General features: G+C 48.9%; 23 protein-coding genes. 3 read left to right on the plus strand and 20 right to left on the minus strand.

Annotation, left to right across the window (positions count from 1 at the left end; translation table 11 throughout):
• Window position 1: 1 nt before the first annotated feature.
• The 9 genes from prmA to gpr form a co-directional block, all read right to left on the minus strand.
• Window positions 2–940: a 50S ribosomal protein L11 methyltransferase gene (prmA, locus tag OF158_RS10225; protein ID WP_035184573.1), complete on the minus strand. Its 939-nt coding sequence runs from the start codon at window positions 938–940 to the stop codon at window positions 2–4.
• 22 nt (window positions 941–962) lie between these two features.
• Window positions 963–2,099 carry a molecular chaperone DnaJ gene (dnaJ, locus tag OF158_RS10230; protein ID WP_014097971.1) on the minus strand — a complete coding sequence of 379 codons (1,137 nt, stop codon included), beginning with the start codon at window positions 2,097–2,099 and terminating at the stop codon, window positions 963–965.
• Between the two features lie 132 nt (window positions 2,100–2,231).
• On the minus strand, window positions 2,232–4,058 hold the full coding sequence (dnaK, locus tag OF158_RS10235) for a molecular chaperone DnaK (protein ID WP_014097970.1): 1,827 nt from the start codon (window positions 4,056–4,058) through the stop codon (window positions 2,232–2,234).
• A gap of 34 nt (window positions 4,059–4,092) precedes the next feature.
• Window positions 4,093–4,755: a nucleotide exchange factor GrpE gene (gene grpE / locus OF158_RS10240; RefSeq protein ID WP_035184571.1), complete on the minus strand. Its 663-nt coding sequence runs from the start codon at window positions 4,753–4,755 to the stop codon at window positions 4,093–4,095.
• Window positions 4,756–4,865: 110 nt separating this feature from the next.
• Window positions 4,866–5,894 (minus strand): heat-inducible transcriptional repressor HrcA, encoded by a 1,029-nt coding sequence (gene hrcA / locus OF158_RS10245; protein ID WP_014097968.1) that lies wholly within the window; start codon window positions 5,892–5,894, stop codon window positions 4,866–4,868.
• A 99-nt stretch (window positions 5,895–5,993) separates the two neighbouring features.
• Complete coding sequence (gene hemW / locus OF158_RS10250; protein WP_035184568.1) at window positions 5,994–7,127, minus strand: radical SAM family heme chaperone HemW; 1,134 nt, start codon at window positions 7,125–7,127, stop codon at window positions 5,994–5,996.
• Window positions 7,128–7,217: 90 nt separating this feature from the next.
• Window positions 7,218–9,053, minus strand: a complete 1,836-nt coding sequence (lepA, locus tag OF158_RS10255; protein ID WP_088775934.1) for a translation elongation factor 4 — start codon at window positions 9,051–9,053, stop codon at window positions 7,218–7,220.
• A 122-nt stretch (window positions 9,054–9,175) separates the two neighbouring features.
• Window positions 9,176–10,378, minus strand: a complete 1,203-nt coding sequence (locus tag OF158_RS10260) for a stage II sporulation protein P (RefSeq protein WP_014097965.1) — start codon at window positions 10,376–10,378, stop codon at window positions 9,176–9,178.
• Window positions 10,379–10,483: 105 nt separating this feature from the next.
• Entirely contained in the window at window positions 10,484–11,635 is a 1,152-nt protein-coding gene (gene gpr / locus OF158_RS10265; RefSeq protein ID WP_043052562.1) for a GPR endopeptidase, read from the minus strand.
• Window positions 11,636–11,770: 135 nt separating this feature from the next.
• On the opposite strand from gpr, the gene rpsT reads away from it, so the two are divergent.
• Window positions 11,771–12,031 (plus strand): 30S ribosomal protein S20, encoded by a 261-nt coding sequence (gene rpsT, locus OF158_RS10270; RefSeq protein WP_017550564.1) that lies wholly within the window; start codon window positions 11,771–11,773, stop codon window positions 12,029–12,031.
• A 38-nt stretch (window positions 12,032–12,069) separates the two neighbouring features.
• Here the strand turns inward: rpsT and holA are convergent, their stop codons facing one another.
• Window positions 12,070–13,095: a DNA polymerase III subunit delta gene (holA, locus tag OF158_RS10275; protein WP_035184566.1), complete on the minus strand. Its 1,026-nt coding sequence runs from the start codon at window positions 13,093–13,095 to the stop codon at window positions 12,070–12,072.
• Between the two features lie 268 nt (window positions 13,096–13,363).
• Here holA and OF158_RS10280 point away from each other — a divergent pair, with 268 nt between their 5' ends.
• Window positions 13,364–13,498: a YqzM family protein gene (locus OF158_RS10280; RefSeq protein ID WP_014097961.1), complete on the plus strand. Its 135-nt coding sequence runs from the start codon at window positions 13,364–13,366 to the stop codon at window positions 13,496–13,498.
• A 54-nt stretch (window positions 13,499–13,552) separates the two neighbouring features.
• On the opposite strand, the gene OF158_RS10285 is transcribed toward OF158_RS10280, so the two are convergent.
• From OF158_RS10285 to OF158_RS10295, 3 genes are read right to left on the minus strand one after another with little or no spacing between them, the layout of a single operon-like run.
• Window positions 13,553–15,835 carry a DNA internalization-related competence protein ComEC/Rec2 gene (locus OF158_RS10285; protein ID WP_035184564.1) on the minus strand — a complete coding sequence of 761 codons (2,283 nt, stop codon included), beginning with the start codon at window positions 15,833–15,835 and terminating at the stop codon, window positions 13,553–13,555.
• 12 nt (window positions 15,836–15,847) lie between these two features.
• Window positions 15,848–16,450, minus strand: coding sequence for a ComE operon protein 2 (locus OF158_RS10290; RefSeq protein WP_014097959.1), 603 nt, complete (start codon window positions 16,448–16,450; stop codon window positions 15,848–15,850).
• A gap of 26 nt (window positions 16,451–16,476) precedes the next feature.
• Entirely contained in the window at window positions 16,477–17,193 is a 717-nt protein-coding gene (locus tag OF158_RS10295) for a helix-hairpin-helix domain-containing protein (RefSeq protein WP_014097958.1), read from the minus strand.
• Window positions 17,194–17,304: 111 nt separating this feature from the next.
• Between OF158_RS10295 and comER the strand changes: the two genes are divergently transcribed.
• Window positions 17,305–18,126: a late competence protein ComER gene (comER, locus tag OF158_RS10300; protein WP_026683224.1), complete on the plus strand. Its 822-nt coding sequence runs from the start codon at window positions 17,305–17,307 to the stop codon at window positions 18,124–18,126.
• An 80-nt stretch (window positions 18,127–18,206) separates the two neighbouring features.
• Here comER and OF158_RS10305 read toward each other — a convergent pair whose 3' ends face one another.
• The 7 genes from OF158_RS10305 to yqeH are packed head-to-tail and all read right to left on the minus strand — an operon-like array spanning window position 18,207 to window position 22,710.
• Window positions 18,207–18,953, minus strand: a complete 747-nt coding sequence (locus OF158_RS10305) for a class I SAM-dependent DNA methyltransferase (protein ID WP_014097956.1) — start codon at window positions 18,951–18,953, stop codon at window positions 18,207–18,209.
• Window positions 18,950–19,303, minus strand: a complete 354-nt coding sequence (rsfS, locus tag OF158_RS10310; RefSeq protein WP_014097955.1) for a ribosome silencing factor — start codon at window positions 19,301–19,303, stop codon at window positions 18,950–18,952. Before rsfS ends, OF158_RS10305 begins: the two co-directional genes overlap by 4 nt.
• Window positions 19,304–19,873, minus strand: coding sequence for a bis(5'-nucleosyl)-tetraphosphatase (symmetrical) YqeK (yqeK, locus tag OF158_RS10315; RefSeq protein WP_017550569.1), 570 nt, complete (start codon window positions 19,871–19,873; stop codon window positions 19,304–19,306). It abuts the gene before it with no gap.
• The gene (locus tag OF158_RS10320) at window positions 19,863–20,432 is read right to left on the minus strand and encodes a nicotinate-nucleotide adenylyltransferase (protein WP_017550570.1); all 570 of its coding nucleotides are present in this window, start codon (window positions 20,430–20,432) and stop codon (window positions 19,863–19,865) included. The genes yqeK and OF158_RS10320 overlap by 11 nt, the downstream gene beginning before the upstream one ends.
• An 11-nt stretch (window positions 20,433–20,443) precedes the next feature.
• Window positions 20,444–20,734 carry a ribosome assembly RNA-binding protein YhbY gene (yhbY, locus tag OF158_RS10325; RefSeq protein ID WP_017550571.1) on the minus strand — a complete coding sequence of 97 codons (291 nt, stop codon included), beginning with the start codon at window positions 20,732–20,734 and terminating at the stop codon, window positions 20,444–20,446.
• Window positions 20,728–21,570 (minus strand): shikimate dehydrogenase, encoded by an 843-nt coding sequence (gene aroE, locus OF158_RS10330; RefSeq protein ID WP_017550572.1) that lies wholly within the window; start codon window positions 21,568–21,570, stop codon window positions 20,728–20,730. Before aroE ends, yhbY begins: the two co-directional genes overlap by 7 nt.
• Window positions 21,571–21,603: 33 nt before the next feature.
• Complete coding sequence (gene yqeH / locus OF158_RS10335; protein WP_017550573.1) at window positions 21,604–22,710, minus strand: ribosome biogenesis GTPase YqeH; 1,107 nt, start codon at window positions 22,708–22,710, stop codon at window positions 21,604–21,606.
• Between the last annotated feature and the right edge of the window lies 1 nt (window position 22,711).

The following is a 22,711-nucleotide window of genomic DNA, read 5'->3' on the forward strand; positions in this document are numbered from 1 at the left end:
ATCACCCGCGCTTTGCGATGAGCGCAACCCAGTCTTCCATGACCATCGTTTCTTCAATGATGAAGCCGGCAGAAGTGAGTGCGTCCACGACAAGGTCCTTTTTTTGCCGGATAATTCCGGAAGCAATAAAATGGCCGCCCGGTTTGACATGTCCGAATGCGTCTTCAGCAAAACGGGCGATCACTTCAGCAAGAATATTGGCCACCATCACATCGGCTTGTTCGTTTACGCCCTTCAACAGATCATTTTGTTTGACGGTTACCCGGTTTTGGACTTTATTGAGTTTCACATTGAGCGTAGCCGCCCGAACCGCCACCTCGTCCAGTTCAAGTGCAAGCACCCGCTCTGCTCCAAGCATGGCGCTGGCAATGCTTAACACGCCGGAACCGGTGCCGACATCCATCACCGTGTCGCCCGGTTTTACCGTTCGTTCCAATGCCTGAATGCACATGACCGTGGTCGGATGGGTGCCGGTGCCGAACGCCATGCCGGGGTCCAGTTCAATGATCAGCTCATCGCTTGATACCGGCTCATAATTTTCCCACGTCGGCACAATCGTAAATTTTTCGGATATTTTCACGGGATTGTAGTATTTTTTCCATGCCGTTGCCCATTCTTCTTCATGCACTTCGCTGATCGTCACCTTGTTCGGGCCGATATCAATATCAAAAGTGGTCAGATTGGTAATCGCCTGTTTAATTTCCTCGACAGTTTCACCTAAAAAGCTGTTCACAGGCAGATAGGCTTTAATGATGACCCCTTCTTCCGGAAAATCGTCCGGATCCAGTTCATAAATTTCACCGTACTGGTCGTCGTGCTCTTTCAGCAGCTCATCCGAGTCCTCGATCACAATCCCGCCGGCGCCCGCTTCATATAAAATATTCGAAATCGGCTCCACCGCTTCATTCGTGGTGTGAATCATAATTTCCGACCATTTCATGAACGCCTCACTCCATTCCTGTTTAGTCCCCTTTAAATGCCCGTTTCATTTTGTCAAAAAAATTGCTGCTTTGTTCATCCGGGACCTCTCCGCTCACTTCGGCGAATTCACGCAATAGTTGTTTTTGCCGTTCGGTGAGCTTCGTCGGGGTGACAATTCTCGTGATGACATGCTGGTCGCCGGTGCCGTGCCCATGGACGTTTGGCACGCCTTTCCCGCGCAGCCTGAATTTCGTGCCGGATTGTGTGCCGGCCGGAATTTTTAATTTAACTTTCCCGTGCAACGTCGGCACTTCGATTTCGTCGCCTAAAGCAGCCTGGGTAAAAGCAATCGGGATTTCGCAGTAGATGTCATCGCCGTCCCGTTCGAACAGTTCATGCGGCCGGACATGGAAAATAATGTACAGGTCGCCGGCCGGTCCGCCGTTTATGCCCGGTTCACCCTGGCCTGCAACGCGGAGCTGCTGCCCGTCATCGATGCCGGCCGGAATTTTGACATGAATTTTGCGGCGCTTTTTCACTCTTCCGGTACCACCGCAAGTTTTGCATTTGTCTGTAATGATCTTGCCTGTACCGCCGCAGTAATGGCATACCCTGCGGTTTACAATCCGACCGAATGGTGTCGATTGCTCGGTATTGAGCTGGCCGGTTCCGTGACAGTGCGGGCATTCTTTCGGATGCGTTCCCGGTTTTGCCCCGGTTCCGTGGCAGGTGTCACAAGTTTCCTCGCGCGGAATCCGGATGTCCGTCTCTTTCCCGAACACCGCTTCCTCAAATTCAAGCGTCATCGTATATTGCAAATCAGCCCCCTGCCTTGGCGCATTCGGGTCATTTCTTCTGCCACCGCCAAAGAAAGTGCTGAAAATATCTTCAAAACCGAAACTGTCAAAATCCGAGCTGCTGAATCCGCCAAAACCGTTTCCGCCCCCGAAGCCCTGGTTCGGCCCTGCATGCCCAAACTGGTCATATTGAGCGCGTTTCTGGTCATCGCTCAACACTTCGTACGCTTCCTGGATTTCCTTGAATTTTTCTGCAGCATCAGGCGCTTTGTTAATATCCGGGTGGTATTTTTTGGAAAGCTTGCGGTACGCTTTTTTTATCTCGTCTTTCGATGCATCTTTCGCGACGCCCAACACTTCATAGTAATCCCGTTTACTCATTTCTTCTCACTCCCGAAACGTTCACATAAAGGTAATTGTAGCATTCGCATAAGAAAAAAGTCAAAGCCGAGAATAGACCAGACTTTGACTTTTTTCCTGACTCATGCTGAAATGGGCCGTATTGTTTTATCGTTATTTTTTATTATCATCGACTTCTTCAAAATCAGCGTCGACAACATTGTCATCTTTTTTTCCGTCTCCCCCGGCATCCGTGTTTTGCTGCTGTTGTGCCGCCTGCTGATACAGCTTGACGGACAAGTCTTGGACGATTTCCTGCAGCGCATCTTTTTTCTGCCTGATTTCATTGAGATCGTTCTTCTCAATGGCCGCTTTTAATTCGTCTTTTGCTTTTTCGGCTTTGGAAATTTCAGATGCGTCCACTTTTCCTTCCAGTTCTTTCAATGTTTTTTCAGCAGTGAATACAAGCTGGTCGGCTTCATTGCGGAGTTCCGCTTCTTCTTTGCGCTTCTTGTCTTTTTCTGCGTTCGCTTCCGCTTCTTTTACCATCCGTTCGATTTCTTCATCGGACAAAGTGGTGGACGATTTGATCGTAATCTTTTGCTGTTTGCCAGTGCCAAGGTCTTTTGCGCTGACATTGACAATCCCGTTTTTATCAATATCAAACGTAACTTCGATTTGCGGAATGCCGCGCGGTGCCGGCGGAATATCGGTCAATTGGAAACGGCCGAGCGTTTTGTTGTCGGCAGCCATCGGGCGTTCGCCCTGCAGGACATGAATGTCAACGGCTGTCTGGTTATCCGCTGCAGTTGAAAAGATTTGCGATTTTGAAGTCGGGATCGTTGTGTTGCGCTCAATCAATTTCGTGAACACGCCGCCCATTGTTTCAATTCCGAGCGACAGCGGCGTAACGTCGAGAAGCACGACGTCTTTCACATCCCCGGTCAATACGCCGCCCTGAATTGCGGCACCCATCGCCACGACTTCATCCGGGTTGACACCTTTATGCGGTTCTTTCCCGATTTCTTTGCGGATCGCTTCCTGAACGGCCGGAATCCGGGTTGAGCCACCGACTAAGATGACTTTATCGATGTCATTCGCCGTGAGCCCTGCATCCTGCAACGCCTGGCGTGTCGGGCCCATTGTCCGTTCAACAAGGTCTGCCGTCAGTTCGTCGAATTTCGCACGGGTTAACGTCATTTCCAGGTGGAGCGGGCCTGATTCCCCTGCTGTAATAAACGGCAGCGAGATTTGGGTGGAAGTGACCCCTGACAAATCTTTTTTCGCTTTTTCAGCCGCATCTTTTAAACGCTGGAGCGCCATTTTGTCTTTCGACAGGTCGATGCCGTGTTCTTTCTTAAATTCACTGACAAGGTAATCGATGATGGCCTGGTCGAAGTCGTCGCCGCCGAGATGGTTGTCACCGGCTGTCGCGTGCACTTCAAAGACGCCGTCGCCGAGTTCAAGGATGGAGACGTCAAATGTACCACCGCCAAGGTCAAATACAAGGATGGTCTGGTCTTCATCCGTTTTATCAAGGCCGTATGCCAGCGCTGCGGCAGTCGGTTCGTTGATAATCCGTTCGACTTCAAGCCCGGCAATTTTCCCGGCGTCTTTCGTTGCTTGGCGCTGGGCATCATTGAAATAAGCAGGGACCGTAATGACCGCTTTTTCGACTTTTTCGCCCAGATAATCTTCCGCATACGATTTCAAGTATTGCAGAATCATGGCGGAAATTTCCTGTGGCGTATATTCTTTTCCTTCCGCCGTGACTTTGTGTGTCGTGCCCATATGGCGTTTGATCGAGATAATCGTATTCGGATTTGTGATCGCCTGGCGTTTGGCGACTTCCCCTACCTGGCGTTCCCCGTTTTTAAAAGCGACAACAGACGGTGTTGTCCTGCCTCCTTCCGGGTTCGGAATGACTTTCGGTTCGCCGCCTTCCAAAACTGCGACACATGAGTTCGTCGTACCTAAGTCAATGCCGATAATTTTGCTCATGATAATGCCTCCCTTAAAAATTATGTAAAGCGCGTTACTCGTTCACTTTCACCATGGACGGGCGGATCACCCTGTCTTTTAACATGTACCCTTTTTGGAATTCCTCGATCACAACATTGGACGCAGTGCCTTCTTCCTGCCCCTGCATGATCGCCTGGTGATAGTGCGGGTCGAATTCTTTCCCGAGTGCTTCAATCGGTTCTGCGCCTTCTTTTTTCAGCGCCTCCAAAATGCTGCGGTAGACCATTTCCATCCCGTCCAGCAACTGGGCCGTATGTTCATTTTTTTCAGCCATGGACAGTGCGCGTTCAAAATTGTCAAGCGCCGGCAGCAGGTTCACAATCAGATCCTGTGCCCTGTATTTCTCGGCTGCTTCGCGGTCCAGATTTACGCGGCGCCTGTAATTGTCAAAATCTGCGCGCAGGCGGAGATAACGGTTTTCAGCCTGATCGAGCTCATTCCGCAATTTCTCAATCTCCTCTTTTGCTTTTTTCAGTTCTTCAGCGGCATTTTCGGTTTCAGGCTTCTCCGCCTTTTCCGCTCCATTACCTTCGCCCTCTGGCGGCGCCTGCTGATTTTCCGTATCTTTTTCTTCCGCAAAAACGGATTCAATTTGTCCTTCTTTCACTTCATCCGAAGCCCGTTTTTGTTCGTCTTTCACTTCTTCTGAAGCACGTTTGTTTTGTTCGTCTGCCATGAGCGTTCACCCCCTTTAAAATGAGACGGGCATAAAAAAGTCCAGTAAGAAAGGACTTAAAGCATGTGCTTTTGCGCTTTAAGCCTCCCTACCCAATATGCCCGTATTGCCTATCCGTCATACAGTTTCGTCAAGGCGTTGGTCATATCATTACTCAAGAAATCCACTATGCTGATGACGCGTGAATATTCCATGCGCGTAGGGCCCAAAATTGCAATTTTGCCGACCGGCTGGTTACCGATCGAATAGGTGGCTGTAATCATGCTGCAATCTGCCATCTCGGAAATCTGGTTTTCTTTCCCGATTTTTACGTGAATGCCGCTCGGCACGCGTTTGACCAGGTCATAAAAACTGTCTTCCCGTTCTATCATATCAAGAAGGGGACGGACTTTCTCAAGGTCATGGAACTCCGGCTGGTTCAAAATATTGGCTTTCCCGCCGACAAAAATTTTATCATGCCGGTTTTCGTTGAACATGCTGATTACGGTCTTCAGGATCGATTCATAGTTTTCAGTATGGCTGCGCAAAATGTCAGCGACTTCTTTATATATTTTATCCCTTAAATCCGGAATCGGCACATTGGCCAGCCGCTCGTTAAAAATATTGACCATTTTTTCAAGTTCGCCCGGGCGGAATCCTTCCGGCAGCGAAATCGTCTTGTTCTCCACGCGGCCGGTATCGGTAATCATAATGGCAACCGCCGTTTTTTCATTCAGCGGGACGATCTGCATATTTTTCAGTTTCGTATCTTTGACTTCCGGGCCAAGCAGAATCGCCGTGTAGTTCGTCATTTCGGAAAGGATTTGGGCAGACTTTTTCACAAGCTCTTCCATTTCGTCTATTTTTTCGGCAAAAATCGAATGAAGCTGCGATATGTCTGCCGGTCCCAGTTTTTGTGGCGACAGAAGATGATCGACGTAATAACGGTACCCTTTTTCAGAAGGTACCCTGCCGGATGACGTATGTGTTTTTTCAATAAACCCAAGTTCCTCAAGATCTGCCATTTCATTCCGGATCGTCGCGGAACTGAAGGAAATGCCGTTTTTCTTGGAAAGCGTCCTGGAACCTACCGGCTGGGCGGAACGAATAAAGTCATCAATGATCACTTGCAAAATCAACAGCTGACGATCAGTTAACAACTTCCATCACCCCTGTTAGCACTCCGTATAAACGAGTGCTAATTTATATAAATAAATTAACAAAATCCCCTGTTGTTGTCAATATATTTACATCAAGCGTCAACTGAGGAGAAAAGCTTCAAAGACTTCATTGCCGAGAAAACGCCCTTCCCTTGTCAGCCGGAGAGAACCGCCCTTTTCTTCAAGAAGCCCGCGTTCTGTCATTTCTTTGATCGCGCCTGCAAAAACTTCTTTCATATCCACTCCAAATTTTTCACGGAAATGGCGGAAACGGACGCCTTCGTTTTTTCTGAGCCCGAGAAACATTTCTTCTTCCATTTTTTCTTTTTTTGTCTCTGTATGTGTTTCCATAACAGGGAGGCACCCGTCCCGGAGCATGCCGATATATTTTTTCAATGCGCCGTAATTGGACAGGCGGACACCTTTTTCATACCCATGGGCGCCGGCGCCGAAACCGAAATATTCTTCATTATTCCAATAGACGAGATTGTGGCGGCTTTCATAGCCGGGTGTGGCAAAATTGCTGATCTCATACTGCTTTAGGCCGTGCTTTTCCATCTCGTCCATTAACATGCTGTACATATCCGCTTCCGCATCTTGTGACGGCAAGCGGAGTTTTCCTTTCCGCAGCAGATTGTAAAAAATCGTCTTCGGCTCAATGATCAGCGAATAACTTGAATAATGCGGCAGCCCCATCGACAAGGCTTCGTCAAGCGTTTCGCGGAAATCTTCAAGCGTCTGCCCAGGAAGCGCGAACATCAAATCCATGCTGATATTGGAAAAACCGATCTTTCTCGCATGGCTGATCGTCCGGTAGACATCTTCCCGGCGGTGGGTCCGTCCGATTTTCTCAAGCAACCGGTCATTGAACGACTGGACGCCGAAACTCAGCCGGTTGACACCGTAGTCATGCAGGAGGCGCAGCTTCTCTTCAGACGTTTCCCCGGGATTGGCTTCAAATGTAAACTCCCCGTCCCCGTCATAAGGCAGGATCGTGCGGATTGCGGCAAGCAGTTTTTCAAGCTGCCTCTCATTCAGTGCGGTCGGCGTGCCACCCCCGACAAAGACCGTGCTCATCTTTTCACAAGGGGCTTCAGCCATTTTGATCCGCATTTCTTCCAGCAGCATCTCAATGTATTCATCCACCGGCTGGCCTTTTAACAAAAATTTATTGAAATCGCAGTAATAGCAAATATGTTCACAAAATGGAACATGAATATATGCGGCTTTCATTGCATCACAACCTTATTTGTTTTCATCACGGGCATGTCCCGGAAAAAGGAGCGCGCGGACAGCCGCCAATCCGCTCCCTGCCCGCTCCGGTTATTTTTTCGGGGTCTCGTCCATTTTCAGCACAGCCATAAACGCTTCCTGCGGGATTTCAACAGAACCGACCTGCTTCATCCTTTTCTTACCTTCTTTTTGCTTTTCAAGCAGTTTCCGTTTCCGGGAAATGTCCCCGCCGTAACATTTTGAAAGCACGTTTTTGCGCAATGCTTTAATATTGGAACGCGCAATAATTTTCTGGCCGACTGCCGCCTGTACTGGCACTTCAAACTGCTGACGCGGGATGAGTTCTTTTAATCTTTCGACAATCGTCTTGCCGCGCTCGTACGCAAAGTCGCGGTGGACGATGAAACTAAGGGCGTCCACTTTTTCCCCATTCAGTAAAATATCCATTTTTACGAGATTGGACTGTTTGTAGCCGATCAATTCGTAATCAAAGGAAGCATACCCTTTTGTACTCGATTTCAGCTGGTCAAAAAAGTCGTATACAATCTCAGAGAGCGGGATTTCATAAATGACATTGACACGGATATCATCGAGGTACTGCATATCGATAAAATTGCCGCGTTTTGCCTGGGCAATTTCCATCACTGCGCCGACATAATCGTTCGGAACCATAATGGACGCGCGCACGTACGGCTCTTCGATATATTCGATTTTCTGCGGTTCCGGCAAATTCGCCGGATTATCAACTGTCACTTCACTGCCGTCCGTCAGTTTAGTTTTATAAATGACGCTTGGCGCGGTCGTAATCAGTTCAATGTTGAATTCGCGTTCAAGCCGTTCTTGGATGATTTCCATATGCAGGAGCCCGAGAAAACCGCAACGGAAACCAAAACCGAGCGCCTGCGATGTTTCCGGCTCATATTGCAGCGACGAATCATTTAACTCCAGCTTTTCAAGGGCATCCCGCAAATCATTGAATTTCGCGCTGTCTACCGGGTACAGGCCGCAGTAAACCATCGGATTCATCCGCCGGTAACCGGGAAGCGCCTCTTTTGCAGGATTTTCAGCGCTTGTAATCGTATCGCCGACGCGCGTGTCTTTTACATTTTTAATCGATGCCGTTAAAAATCCGACATCGCCGACAGTTAATTCGTCTATGTACAACGGTTTCGGGGTGCTTACGCCAAGCGCTGTCACTTCAAATTCCTTGCCGGTTGACATCAGTTTAATCTTATCCCCGACTTTGACAGAGCCTTCCATTACACGGATATAGGCAATCACGCCGCGGTACGAATCATACAGCGAGTCAAAAATAAGCGCCTTCAGCGGGGCATCCGGATCCCCCTCAGGCGCCGGTACTTTTTCGACAACCTGTTCAAGAATATCTTCAATCCCGATCCCGGCTTTAGCGGAAGCAAGAACGGCTTCCGATGCATCAAGGCCGATCACATCCTCTATTTCCTGCTGGACGCGTTCCGGATCGGCGGAAGGCAGGTCAATTTTATTGATGACCGGGATAATTTCAAGATTGTTATCCAATGCAAGATAAACATTTGCAAGCGTTTGCGCCTCGACCCCTTGCGCGGCATCGACAACGAGCACCGCTCCTTCACAGGCGGCAAGGCTGCGTGACACTTCGTATGTAAAGTCTACATGTCCCGGGGTATCAATCAAATGGAAAATGTATTCTTCCCCGTCATTTGCTTTATAGTTCAGCCGGACGGCATTTAATTTGATCGTAATTCCGCGTTCCCGTTCCAGTTCCATCGAATCGAGGAGCTGGTCCTTCATTTCGCGCTCGCTCAGCGCATGGGTCTTTTCCAGAATGCGGTCGGCCAAAGTCGATTTGCCATGGTCGATATGGGCAATAATGGAAAAGTTGCGGATCCTCCTCTGCCTGTCTAATTTTTCTTCACGGTTCATCATTTACCTTCACTCCTGTATTCGGCACATGTACACTATTTCTGATTATATCAGCAGGAAAGCGCGACTTCAACGAAAAATGATCAGCCGCGCCTCGCCAAAAAAAGAACCGCCTGTTCAGACGGCTAACGGTTTCCTGATTGTCCGCTCCCGGCGCCGTTTACACTGTCCGCCTGCCAGTAATACCCAGCGAACACATCGGCAAAAACATCCATCGTCCGGTACATTTCTTCAAAAGTATTATCCACGCCGCCGACTTCAATGAGAAAAGCATTTCCCGATAAATCCTGGTTGAATTTTCCGTTGGTTGACGCCCCTTTCTTCAAAATGACACCCCTTGACAGGTTTTTATACTTCTTTTTGATCAAGTTATGCAAATCCTCAGCCAGCTTTGCATTCTTTTCCCAGTTCGGGTTTTCCCCGCCGATCACAAAAGCAATTTTTGCATACGATTTTCCATTGATGGTAACGGTCGTATCTTTTTTTCTTCTCGAATCGCGGTGGATGTCAATAAAATATTGAAGGTCGCGGTCGTTTTTCATCGCCGATTCGACGACGGTGCGCGATCCTTGGTAAGACTGGTAATACTGCATATGGTTTTTCTCAAGTAGCTTCAACACATCAGTCGTATTCGCCTCTGCGCCAATTCCCTTGTCCTCGAGATCCTGCGCGAGCCTCGCCCCGACTTTTGTTACGTTGATCTTCGAATGCTGGGCAAGGTCGGGATTCGTGACGCCTTTTAAATACGGCAGATAGGATTCATGTGTATGGGTAAAATAAATCAACACCCGTTTCTTGCCGCCCGTTGTCCGCCCGGGCCGCTGTTTTGCATCGTCCGATCCGCCATTTTCCTCGATTTTTTCCGTATTTTGTGTGGCCGGATCTTTCGATTGCAAGGCGCTGTCAGGCGGGACGGATTCAATCGGCATATTCGTATAGTCAGCGCCGTCTCCGGCAACAAGGATTTTGCTGTCAAAGATTTCAAATCCCGGCAGTTCACGCCCGAGAAAGCTGCGCGGGTCTTCAAAGCGGATGTTGGTGAGCATTTCAAACACGAGATTTCCGACCGGCCGCTCGTCCGTATCCGGAAAATGGTGTACAAGCAGCTGGCTGTCCGACAGCAGGTACTTGTACAATGTTTTGCTTGAAAGATGCTTTGCGGCTTCATTGACAGCCGAAGAGGAAACCCGGTATCCCGGCTTCAACGACGTCAATGTGCCAATTAAGATGACAACAAGCACGAGGGACAGGATGATTATAGAGATTAGGCGTATCACACTGGTCAGATTCAATATAAAAAAATGGCTGGAATGCCTGCCGCTTTTCATCGTCCCACCCTTTCCAATCGATTCTATTACATTCTATGAATCTCATGGAAGAATAGAACACCGAAAAGCGGGGGCGCCCTCGGGCTATGGCGGAGCGCCTGCAACTTACCTCGTCTTAAAACCGGTATTTTCCTGGTTCACATGGGGGTGGAGCGCCGCATTTAGCCCGCTCGCCAGAAGATTTGCCATATCTTCCATAAAAATGTCCACTTCTTTTGGCGTCACCATTAAGTTATGGCCGAGCGGCGCGAGCACTTCGTGAATCAGTTTCCGCTTTTCCTGTTCATCCAGATTGCCGACAATTCCCATAAACATTTTCCGTGCTTCACTTCCCGGCAGATCTTCTTCCGTTAGCCTCCGCTTTTCCCCGAACGAAAGCCCTGCCGGTGCAAGCGCCCGTGAAGGCCGGCCTGATTCTTTCATTTCTTTGCCAAAATGTTTTAAAAGAAAATCGATCGCGTCGCTCGTAATCGTCACGGCGTCCACCACTGTCGGAACGCCGATCGCAATTACCGGCACACCGAGCGTTTCTTTCGACAATTCTTTCCGCTTGTTGCCGACACCGGATCCCGGTTGAATGCCTGTATCCGAGATCTGGATCGTGGCATTCACCCTTTCCAGCGAACGGGATGCGAGTGCATCGACGACAATAATAAAATCCGGTTTCGATTTTTCACTGACGCCGAATATAATATCGCTCGTTTCGATTCCGGTCAGCCCCATAACCCCCGGGGCAAGCGCACTCACCGGCCTGTAGCGCGATTCAACATTTTCCGGCTCGATTTTAAACAGATGGCGGGTGACGAGCACTTTTTCGCAAACAAGCGGGCCGAGCGCATCAGGCGTCACATTCCAGTTGCCGAGCCCGACAACAAGGCAGCTCGCCTCCGGACCAATATTTAAATGTTTCAAATATTGATTAAACTCAAGTGCAAACAATTCTTCCACCTTTTGCTGGATGTCCATATCCCCGCTGCGGATGCCCTGCATTTCAATCGTCAAATAATTCCCGGCCTTTTTTCCGATGACTTTTTCCCCTTTTTTGGAAATTTGAACCGTCGTCACCTTTATATCGTTTACGGTCCGTTCTTCCACCGTTACGCCTTCCAGTTCTTCGCTTTCCCGGTTCTTCACTTTCTCTTCCACTGCAAGATCACGCGCTTCAATCGCTAAATCTGTGCGGACGGAATAAACACTGAGATCCATTTGTTCTTCTTCCTCCTTTTGGCCATTTCCTTTATCCTTGTTTTTCCCCATTCCAGCCAGACCATTCGTTTTGTGCAAATTCCGGCTGTATGTATTGCAATCTTGTCTTCCATTTGTTACAATATCATTTGTTCTAAAGTGAAAGTGGACGAGCCAAACTAAGTTTGCTCGTAGGAGGTGAAACGGGTGCCAAACATTAAATCTGCGATTAAACGCGTAAAAGTGAATGAAAAAAACTATGCTCAAAATACAGCGGCAAAATCCGCCATGCGCACGGCAGTGAAAAAGTTTGAAGCGGCGGTTGAAAACAACGACGAAAACGCAAAAGCACTTTTAGTCGATGCGGTGAAACGCCTTGATAAAGCCGCATCTAAAGGCCTTATCCATAAAAATGCGGCAAGCCGCCAAAAATCACGCCTGATGAAAAAATTATCAGAACAGGCGTAACGCACCAAAATAAAAAAGACGCGCAATCCGCGTCTTTTTTATTTTGCCTTCATTTCATGCAGTTGAAACAAGAACATTTCAATGATCATTTCTTTTTTCAGCCCGCCCGATTTCATCTGGTAGTCGCTATCGGCAAGCAGCGCCATGATCCGGTTCAGTTCACCCGCGGAAAAAAGCCCCGCCTGCCCCGCCGCCAGTTTTACCCTATATGGATGCACTTTTAAATAAGATGCGATTTGCTGCTGGCCGTAGCCGCGCCTTGCCAACTCTTTCGTCTGGTAGATGAGCCGGAACTGGCCGGCAAGGAGCGCCAATATTTTAATCGGCTCTTCATTGAGCTTTAAAAGGTCATAATAGATCCGGAGCGCCTCATCAATGCGGCGGTGAACCACTTTTTCGACAAGTTCAAATACATTTTGCTCAAGCGACCGTGCCGTCAGCAATTCCACCATTCCATCTGTAATTTCATTACCGCTTCCGGCATACAGGGCCAGCTTGATTATTTCATGATCGAGCGCAATCATATTGGTTCCGGCAAGCGAAATCAAGTGTTCCGCAGCCTTCCTGTCAATCCGGCAGCCTTCTTCAGCGGCGCGGGAAACAAGCCACCCTTCAAGCTCCCTTTCATTTAATTTTTTTGCCTGGAAAGTTGCGGCCTGCTTTTTGATCAATTTCACCAGTTTTTTCCGTTCATCCAGTTTTTCATAAGGCGCAACCAGCACAAAAACCGTGTAAGGGGCGGGAGATTTCACGTATGCTTCTAGTTTGTCCAGCTGGTGTTCCACTTTCTGTTTTTGCTTTTCAGCAGTCAAAAAAAACGGATGGTGCGCAATCACGAGCCGCCTCTCCCCCATAAAAGGAAATGTCTCCGCATCTTCGACCGCTGTCTCGACCGGCACTTCCCCCAGGTCATACGAAGCATAATTAAAATCCGCCTCTTCCGGAGTGAGCGCATGATCCAGCAACTTTTGTTTCGTTTTTTGAATGAAATAATCTTCTGCGCCGTACAATAAATAAAGCGGGGAAAATTGCCCGCGTTCAATCTTTTTCCATAATTCATCCATTCTGTTCCGCTCCCAAACCTTTCTTACTCCCTATGTTAAGAGAACGGGCGCATGGTTGCAAGTAGAAAACAAATGGAAAAGGGGATCCGTAAAATCCCCTTTATCTATATAAACGTTAACGGAACAGTCCCGGGAAGCTTTTCCGTTAACGGTGGACCCGTACCCTTATTGTCACACGCAGCCGGATATCTATGAATGACAACTCCATCCAAAACGGTGGAAATCGTTCTGAAATTATCATATAATCAAAAAACAGGGAGGGATTCGGATGAATGAATTCGAGCAGGATGTCCAGTCAAAAACGAACGATGTTGCCGATGCCGGAGCAGGTTTTCTGATCTCTTTTTTGTTTTTTGCGCTGATATTTATCATTGCCACCGCAGCAGACATCATTGGCAGATAGCCCCGCTCCGGGCAGTGCCGAAGCCATTCCGGACGGTTCCTTAATTAATGTATATTATGGGAGGACGGTTGAAAAGGTTCCCTTTTCTTTGAAAAAGCGGTATTGCACCGCCCCGTCCTCATCCGTCCGGAATATGAATACCCCGTTTTCGCTGAGCCGTTTGACCACTTCCGGAGAGGGATGCCCGAAACGGTTATGCTTTCCGACAGAGATGACGGCGATCCGCGGATGATACCTTAAGATGAGCGTTTCGCTTGTCGAAGTTTTGCTGCCGTGATGCCCGGCTTTTAGTACGTCAATGTGGATATCCGGATAAGCCGCCACGAGTTTTTCTTCTCCTTCCTGCTCAAGGTCTCCGGTAAACAGCCACGTCTTTCCCCCTGTTTTCGCATAAAGGACAAGCGAGTCATTATTCCCCTCATACGTTTCGTCAAACGGCGAAAGATATTGAAATACGCCCGATTTGTTTTGCCATCCGTTCCCACTTTTCATTTCATATACCGGGATTTTTTTCTGTCGGGCACAAGCGAGCACCTTCTGCATCAGCGGTTTTTCCCATGAATGGGGCGAGATATCGATTTCTTTGACGCGGAGAGACGTGATCACCGCCGTTGCGCCGCCAATATGGTCCTCGTCGCTGTGCGTTAAAATCAGCTTATCAATCGTTGTAATCCCCTGGCTTTTTAGAAATGGCACCACAATATCTTTGCCGGTTTCAAACGGATGCTCTCTTTTTTTCCATGCCGGTTCCGGAAACTGGACGGTCCCTCCTGTGTCAATCAAATACGTCCCCCTTGAAAGCGGCAGCCGGATTAAAATACTGTCCCCCTGCCCGACGTCAATAAAGGTGATTTTACCGAAAAGCGGATATCTGTTTGCCGCAAGGAGGAGCAAAAGCACAGAAAAAAGTGGCAGGACAGCCCGGATCGTTTTCTTGCCGTTTTCCATCGCCACCAAACCATAAAATCCCACACCTGTCATCAGGATCAATCCCCAGTATGGCGGCCTCCCGGTAACGAGCGTGGACCAGCGGCCGTCGAACGCTTCCCCCGTTTTTTCCGACAGCGTTACAAGCCCGTCAAAACACGTGGCAAAGATGGAAAACAGCGGCGGCGCCCATTCTGAAACAAAGGCAAGCGCAGCAAGCGGGAGCAAAACATACGTATAAAGCGGCACATAAAAAAGATTAGCAACAAGCCCCACAATAGAAAACGCGTAAAATGAATAAGAAAGGATGGGGAGGGCCGCAAGCTGGGAAATGAACGAGATTGCGAGCCCTTTTTGCAACGGGCCCCGGAACCGCTCTAAAAGAGGCCCTGAAAGAAGCAGTGCGGCGCAAACGGCAAAAGAGAGCTGGAATCCGATATTATACACAATATTTGCATTTTTTAACCCATACAAAATGAAGCAGATGGACAAAGCATCGAGCGGCCCGATTGGCAGTTTTTTTTGCCCAGCCAGCACAAGCAGCATCGTCATCGCCGCCGACCGGACAACTGGCGGGTTCATGCCGCATAATACCGCATAAACCGGCATCACCCCCAGTAAACAAACGGCGGCACGTTCCCTTGTCATCCCGAGCCGGATGAACAAATAGTAGCAAAACCCGGCAACGAGCTGCACGTGAAGCCCGGAAATGGCAAGCAGATGGACGACGCCAAGCCGCTGGTACAGCTGGTAAACATCGTCATCAAAGTCTGTTTGCTCGCCAAACAAAAGCGCTTCTGCATACGGTACGGATTTTTCCGGAAATGTTTTTTGAATTTGAAGCAGGAAGTGGTGGCGGATTTTTTTCAAGAAACCGTGCAGATGCTGGGGCGGGCTGTTGCACGCGGAAAGCCGGTCCGCTTTTAAAATCCAGCGGATATGCTGATGAGCCAAATAGGTGCGGTAGTTAAATGTAGACGGGTTGCGGTTTGGCTCAGGGGCTTCCAGTTCCCCTTGAGCCATGCAAACCGTTCCGGGGGATAAGATTTGTTTCAAAGATTCCAGTTCTGCTTCGTTCCCAGCGTAATACGTTAACATAAACGTTTCTTTCCCGGTTTCCGCCTTTCCCTTGATCGCGTTCCCGTCGATACGCGGATAATCGCTGAAGCGGACGGGCGTCCGGGCACTGCCGGCATGAAACTTTGTATCATACGCAACTGTCTGAAAGGTACCGCTCAAAAACCCCAACCCGTAAAAAACAGCGGACAAAAGGAGCAAAGGCCGGTTTCGGGCCAGGAAAATCCGGATCCAAACCAAATGGGCCGAAAGAACCAGAAGCAGCGGCGCGTGAAGGCCAATCAGGATGCCGCTTAACGTGGCGAGCGCGGCGAACAGCCAGTTGCCTTTCACACCATCACCGTGTTACGCTTTCGGAACGGATCCCGTTTCCGTTTCTTGATAAGTGCCTGCAAATAATGCCGCCGCCATTTGCTGCAATTCCTCCAGTTCTGCCGCTTCCGCCCCGTGGTCCTTTGCAATCATGAATAATTTCTCCACCAGTTTGGCTTTTTCTTTCGCCCGGATATCGAGCGTTTCCGGATGGAACGGGACATGTTCGACATGCACCCCCGCTTTTTCAAAAAGCTCCTTTGCATACGGATGTACCCGGTAATCTTGGGCATAGTACACGTTTTGAATTCCTGCCTGAATAATTGCTTTCGTACAGTGCAGGCACGGGTAATGAGTCACATAAAGATCCGCGCCGTTTGTTGCCACCCCGAATTTTGCACATTGCAAAATCGCATTCATTTCAGCATGGATGGTCCGCACGCAATGTCCATCAATCACGTAGCAGCCTTTGTCAATACAGTGTTCGTCCCCCGCGATCGATCCGTTGTAGCCGCCTGCGATAATTCTTTTATCCCTGACGATTGTCGCCCCAACCGCAAGCCTTGAACAAGTGCTCCGCCAGGATAATAAATGGCTTTGCGCCAAAAAATACTGGTTCCAGGAAATCCGGTCCATTTTTCTCTTCCTTTCTGCTCATGTGATTACTGTAAAGTGATGGAATTTTCGATTTTCGCAAAAGTCTGGTCCCCAATCCCCGACACATTTTTCAAATCTTCCGGTTTTTGAAAAGGGCCGTTTTTCTCCCGGTATTCGATAATGGCCGCAGCTTTTGACGGCCCGATGCCCGGAAGCGTTTCAAGCTGGGTCTGGTCGGCCGTATTGATATTGACCTGTGCGGCCGCTTCACCGCTTGCCGCCGTCCCGGAAGAAGAGGAAGCGGGCGCAGAAATTCCGGCAGCCGCCGTGGCAGTTTGGGCAGAAGCCGCTTTTTCGCCTTTTTTCGGCACCTCAATCACCATTTCATCTTTTACTTTCTGCGCGAGATTGACCTGATTCCGGTCGGCGTTTTCATTAAAGCCCCCTGCTTCCTGAATGAGGTCATAGACCCGGTCATCTGCTTCTGCTTTGTAGATGCCGGGATGCTTCACCGCGCCTTTTACATCCACGTAAACTTCGGCAGCGTTCTGCGTTTGGGCCGGGGCTTGCGTTTGTGCGGTATTTTGGGTCCCGTTTTGATTTTGCACATCTGTCCCGCCCTCCGCAGGCTGTCCGGACTGCACGGCCGTTTCGGGTTGCTGGTAAGCCCCGGAAGCAGTGTCCATACCTCCATTTTGGCTAAAATAGTAAAAGATTGCAATCGTAATGGCTGCCACAGCCGCAGCTGCATGCCAGCGGTATTTGAGAAACAACGTTTTCAAAGACCTTCACCTCTTTTTTTCCATTTTGTTTTTGGATACATAATCGCCTGAATTTGTACATATATTGTACCGGACGCTGAAAGATCGGCGGCTTGAGGAGGGGAAGCCAGCATGAACATTGGCGTGATCGGAACGGGAAATATGGGTAGCATGTTAATTGAAGCTTTGATAGAAACAAAAGCCGTTACGCCTGCACAATTCCGGATCACAAATCGCACACCTGAAAAAGCCGCAAAACTTGCAAACAAGTATCCCGGGATGCAGGTTAAAAATATAGAAAATACTATTTTGGAGAGCGACTTAATTTTGCTGTGTGTAAAACCGCTTGAGATGCACGGCATTCTAGAGAAGGCTGGGGGCGCCTTCCGGAATGATCAGTGCCTTGTCAGCATTACAAGCCCGGTTACAGTCGGGCAGCTCGCCACAATGGTTCCCTGCTCGTGCGCAAGAGCCATCCCGAGCATTACAAACAGGGCAGCTGCCGGTGCGGTGTTGCTGACATTTGGCAGCCAGTGCACAAGCGAGTGGCAGGGAAAATTAAAAACATTGTTCTCCAAAATATCCACCCCGGTTGAAGTTGACCAGCAAATCACGAGAGTGGCATCGGATTTGGTCAGCTGCGGTCCTGCTTTTTTCAGTTTTTTGGCACAAAAAATGATAGAAGGAGCCGTCAACAAAACAAAGATTGACAGCGACACCGCTTGCATATTAACGGCTGAGATGTTGATCGGCCTGGGGGAACTGCTGAAGCAGCAAATTTATACGCTACCTGCCCTGCAGAAAAAAGTGACGGTAAAAGGCGGTATCACCGGCGAAGGATTAAAGGTGCTTGAAAAAGGGACGGATGGCTTATTCGAAAAACTGTTTGAAGCGACGCATGAGAAATTTAAGGAAGATACGGACGCGGTGGCCGGGCAATTCGGCACACCATGATATTTCGACATCTTTCTGTTTATTCCTGCTTCTTTTTTAAATTTTTTTCAAAAAAAGCATTCTGCGTAGGCAGAATGCTTTTATCGTTTGATGCACGTAAAAAATATCCTTTCACTTTTTGGGCCGGGCGCTTCTTCTGTAAAATCAGCAGCGGGCGGCATAACATGGAAGCCCGATTCCGTAAGCCAGTTTTCATAATCAGCAACCGGAAACGTCCGCTGTTTATGTAATTCATCAAAACGTTCATACAAGCCGGATTTCTCATCATATACGAAAAAACTGAGATCATGTTCAACGGCATGCGGGCGCTCACCCGGAAAGCAGTTCCAGATATAGGAAACCTCATCCCCGTTATCGGCAAAAGTGTGATGAGGGAATAACACATCTGTTTTATAAACGGAATGCACGTCAAACAAAAACATTCCCCCGGCCTTCAGGGCTGCATGCACATGCCGGAACGTTTCTTTGACCTCTGTTTCCGTTTCCAAATAGTTCAGAGAATCACAAAAAATCGTGACCATATCAAAATCATGCAGGCCGCAAAGCGCGCGCATATCCTGCTGCAGGAAAGTGAGGTGTGCCCCTTCAGCCAGTGCTTTTCCGCTCGCGACTGTAAGCATGTCTTCCGATAAATCAACGCCCGTTACTTCAAAACCTTCCCGTGCAAGCAGCAGTGACAGTTCACCGGTACCGCAGGCAAGATCGAGCATGCGCCTTCCTTTGACACCATGCCGCTCCCTTTGCTGCTTCACCCACTGCAGCCATTGCGGATAGGGGGCATCTTCCATCAACGCATCATATACGTAGGCGAAATTTTCGTAGCTCATTGCAAGACGCTCTCCGCACTAACAGTCGGTGCGTCTCCCCAAAGCCTTTCCAAATTATAGTAATTCCGTTCATCACGGTTAAAAATATGGGCGACAATATCCCCAAGGTCAATCAGCACCCATTTTCCCTCTTCAAACCCTTCCATGCGCCTGACCGCAGTTCCTGCTTCTTCCGCTTTTTCTTTCACTTCACGGGCGATCGCCTGAATTTGTTTATCGGAATTCCCATTGCAGATCAGGAAATAATCCGCAATCAATGAAATCCCGCGCATATCGAGGACCACGATGTCTTCCGCACGTTTATCATCGCAAGCTTTTACGACTGTTTTTAATAACGTCTGATTGTCCATTTACTCCCCTTCTTTCTTCATCACTAAATCATTGTATAACGCAATCGTATCCGGAAAAACGGGCTGATTCCGGCCAATTAAAAATGTAATGGTATGCCCGGCTGCATACAATACTGCTTCATCGAGATCTTTGGCCGCAAGCCGCCTTGCTTCTTCGACACCCGGAAAATTCCGGCCGGGTTCAATATAATCAGCCAGATATACAATTTTTTCAAGCAACGCCATTCCAGCCCTGCCTGATGTATGGTACTTGATGGCATCGAGCACTTCCCAGTCCGTGACGCCGGCTTCTTTTTCCACCAAATAAGCGCCAACAGGGGCATGCCATAATTCATGATGAAAAGAAAGCAGCCGTTCGTCCATTTTCTGGTCGAGGATGATTTGTTTCATTTCCTCTTTCGGGCGGAATTTTGCATAATCATGAAAAATCGCCGCAAGTTCGGCTTTTTTCTGATCAGCATGATATTTTTTCGCCAGCCGGACGGCGCTTTCAGCAACACCGAGCGTATGGATGTAACGGCGCTCCGTCAGCTGTGCTTTGACAAGTTCCAATGCTTTCTCACGTTCCATATAAATGATGCTCCTTTATATATTCCCACACTGCATCCGGAATTAAATATTTTACCGACCGATTTTTTTGCAGACGTTCACGGATCAGTGACGAGGAAATATGAATTTCCGGAATTTCAACAAATTGGACAGGATACTTGGTCTGGTGCGAATATGCCGGCCGGTTGACGCCGACAAAGCGGACGAGCCGAACGAGTTGGTCGATATTCCGCCATTTCGGCAAGTATTCGATCATATCCGCGCCAATGATAAAATAAAAGTCCGTATCAGGTTCCCGCTTTTTAAGCAGCACCATTGTGTCATAGGTGTAGGAGCGGCCGGGCCTCTCCATCTCTATTCCCTCAATCGAAAATGCCGGCTGCCCCGAAATGGCAAGCGTGAGCATTTTGATTCGGTCATGGCCAGTGATGCCGGCCGTTTTTTCTTTATGGGGCGGGTCCTGGTTTGGCATAAAACGGACTTCGTCAAGTTTCAGATCCTGCAAAATTTCGTTCGCGATAATCAAATGACCAATATGCGGAGGGTCGAACGTCCCCCCTAAAATACCCACTCTTTTCATGCCGCCCACCCTTAAGGCAAAACAATCTCTTTATGGTTTTTCGATTCTTTATAAAGGACAATCGTATTGCCGATGATTTGCACGAGTTCCGCACGCGCCCCTTCTGCAAGCGCTGCGGCAACAGTATCTTTATCTTCATCGCAGTTTTGCAGGACGCTGATTTTGATCAGTTCCCGCGCTTCAAGCGCCTCCTGCACCTGTTTGACCATATTTTCATTGACCCCGCCTTTTCCGACCTGAAAAATCGGGCTCAAATGGTGGGCTTTTGCCCGCAAAAAACGTTTTTGTTTACCTGTTAACATGAGTTTCCTCCTAGAATGCTTTCAACGACGTTTTTCATTTTCCTGGTATCCGGCTTCACACCGGTCCATTTTTCAAACGCAATAGCCCCCTGGTAAATAAACATGCCGAGGCCGTTTTGCACCCGGGCGCCGCGTTTTTTTGCTTCGTTTAAAAATTTCGTTTCAAACGGATTGTATATAATATCAGATACAAACGCATCTGGATTTAAATTGCGGACGGAAAGCGGCTGTGCGTCTGTATTTGGATGCATGCCGATCGATGTCGTCTGCACAATCAGCGTATATTCTCCCAGCTGTTCTTCCGCTTCTTTAAGCGTAAGCACCTTTGACGGGCACGGAAAAGGGCTTTCGTCCCGCATTTCTTCCGCTTTTTTTACCGTGCGGTTGCACAGATCAACGGTTACTGCCCCTTCCCGGCATAGCGTATAATAAATCGCTCTTGCCGCACCGCCCGCGCCGATGACAAGCACTTTTTCCCCGGAAATCACCCGACCGCTTTCTTCTTTCAGCGCCTGCATAAACCCCGGGCCGTCTGTATTATACCCGGCCCATCCGTGTGGAGTGCGGACAACGGTATTCACCGCACCGATCGTTTCCGCAAGCAAGTCAATCTCATCCAAATAGGGCATGATCGCCTGCTTATGCGGAATGGTCACATTAAATCCGGCCACGCCGATTGCTTTCATGCCGTTTACGGCGGCTTCCAGATTTTCCGGCGTGACATGGAAAGCATGATAGTCTGCATCAATCCCGAGTGCCCGGAATGCTTCATTGTGCATCGCAGGCGACAGCGAATGGGCAATCGGGTCACCGATCACCCCATATAAATCGCGCACATTTCTCACTCCCCGTTAAAAACAGAACCTTTTTCAGATCAACGACTGGCGCAGCATGACCTGAACACCCTTTGGCACATAGGCCGCGACAACGGCGCCCGGTTCGTTGACCGTCACCCAGCCAAGCCCGGAAAAAACAATATCCGTCTTTCCTTCTTTAATGGAAAATTCATGGCGAACGAGCGCCGGGAAATCCGCGGCTTCCGCTTTTCCCGGCGGCTGGAGCAGTTCCCCGAGCTGGCGCGCATACAAATCATCCGCATTTTCAAGTTTTGTACGGTGAATCTTTAAAGCATTTGAAACATAGCAGACAAATGAACGTCTGCCGCCCTTTATATAATCAAGCCGTGCAAGACCGCCGAAAAACAGCGTCTGCTGCTCGTTCAGCTGGAATACGGTCGGCTTGATTTCTTTTTTCGGCGTAATCACCTTTAATTCGTTCTTCCCGACGAAATGCGCCATCTGGTGGTGGTTGATGATCCCCGGCGTGTCATAAAGAGAGGTCCCGTCATCAAGCGGGATGCCGATCATATCCAGCGTCGTCCCCGGAAAATAAGATGTAGTGATGACATCTTTTTCCCCTGTTGCCTGCCGTATAATGCGATTGATAAAAGTGGATTTCCCAACATTCGTACAGCCGGCAACATACACATCTTTCCCGTTCCGGTACTGTTCGATGGCAACCATCGCTTCATCCATGCCGTGCCCCTTTGCTGCGCTCACAAGCAGCACATCAACCGGACGGAGCCCGAGTTCTTTCGCCTGCTGCTTCATCCAGTTGGCCATTTTCGCTCTTTTCACCGATTTTGGCAGGAGATCCTCTTTATTGCCGATTAAAAGAACCGGGTTTTTGCCCGCGAAACGGTGAAATCCCGGCAGCCAGGACCCGTTGAAATCAAAAATATCGACAATTTTTACAACAAGCGCATCCACTTGCCCGAGCCGGTTTAAAATTTTTAAAAAATCATCGTCTGTAAGCGGCACGTCCTGCACTTCATTGTAATGTTTCAATCTGAAACAGCGCTGGCAAATGACCTGCTCTTTTTCCAGCGCAGATTTTGGCGCGTAACCTGCCTCATCCGGATCTTCCGTCTGGATGAGTGCCCCGCAGCCGATACAATGGACAGCTTGTTTTTCCAAA

Source organism: Weizmannia sp. WK01 (assembly GCF_025905465.1).
GTDB lineage: Bacteria > Bacillota > Bacilli > Bacillales > Bacillaceae_C > Weizmannia > Weizmannia faecalis.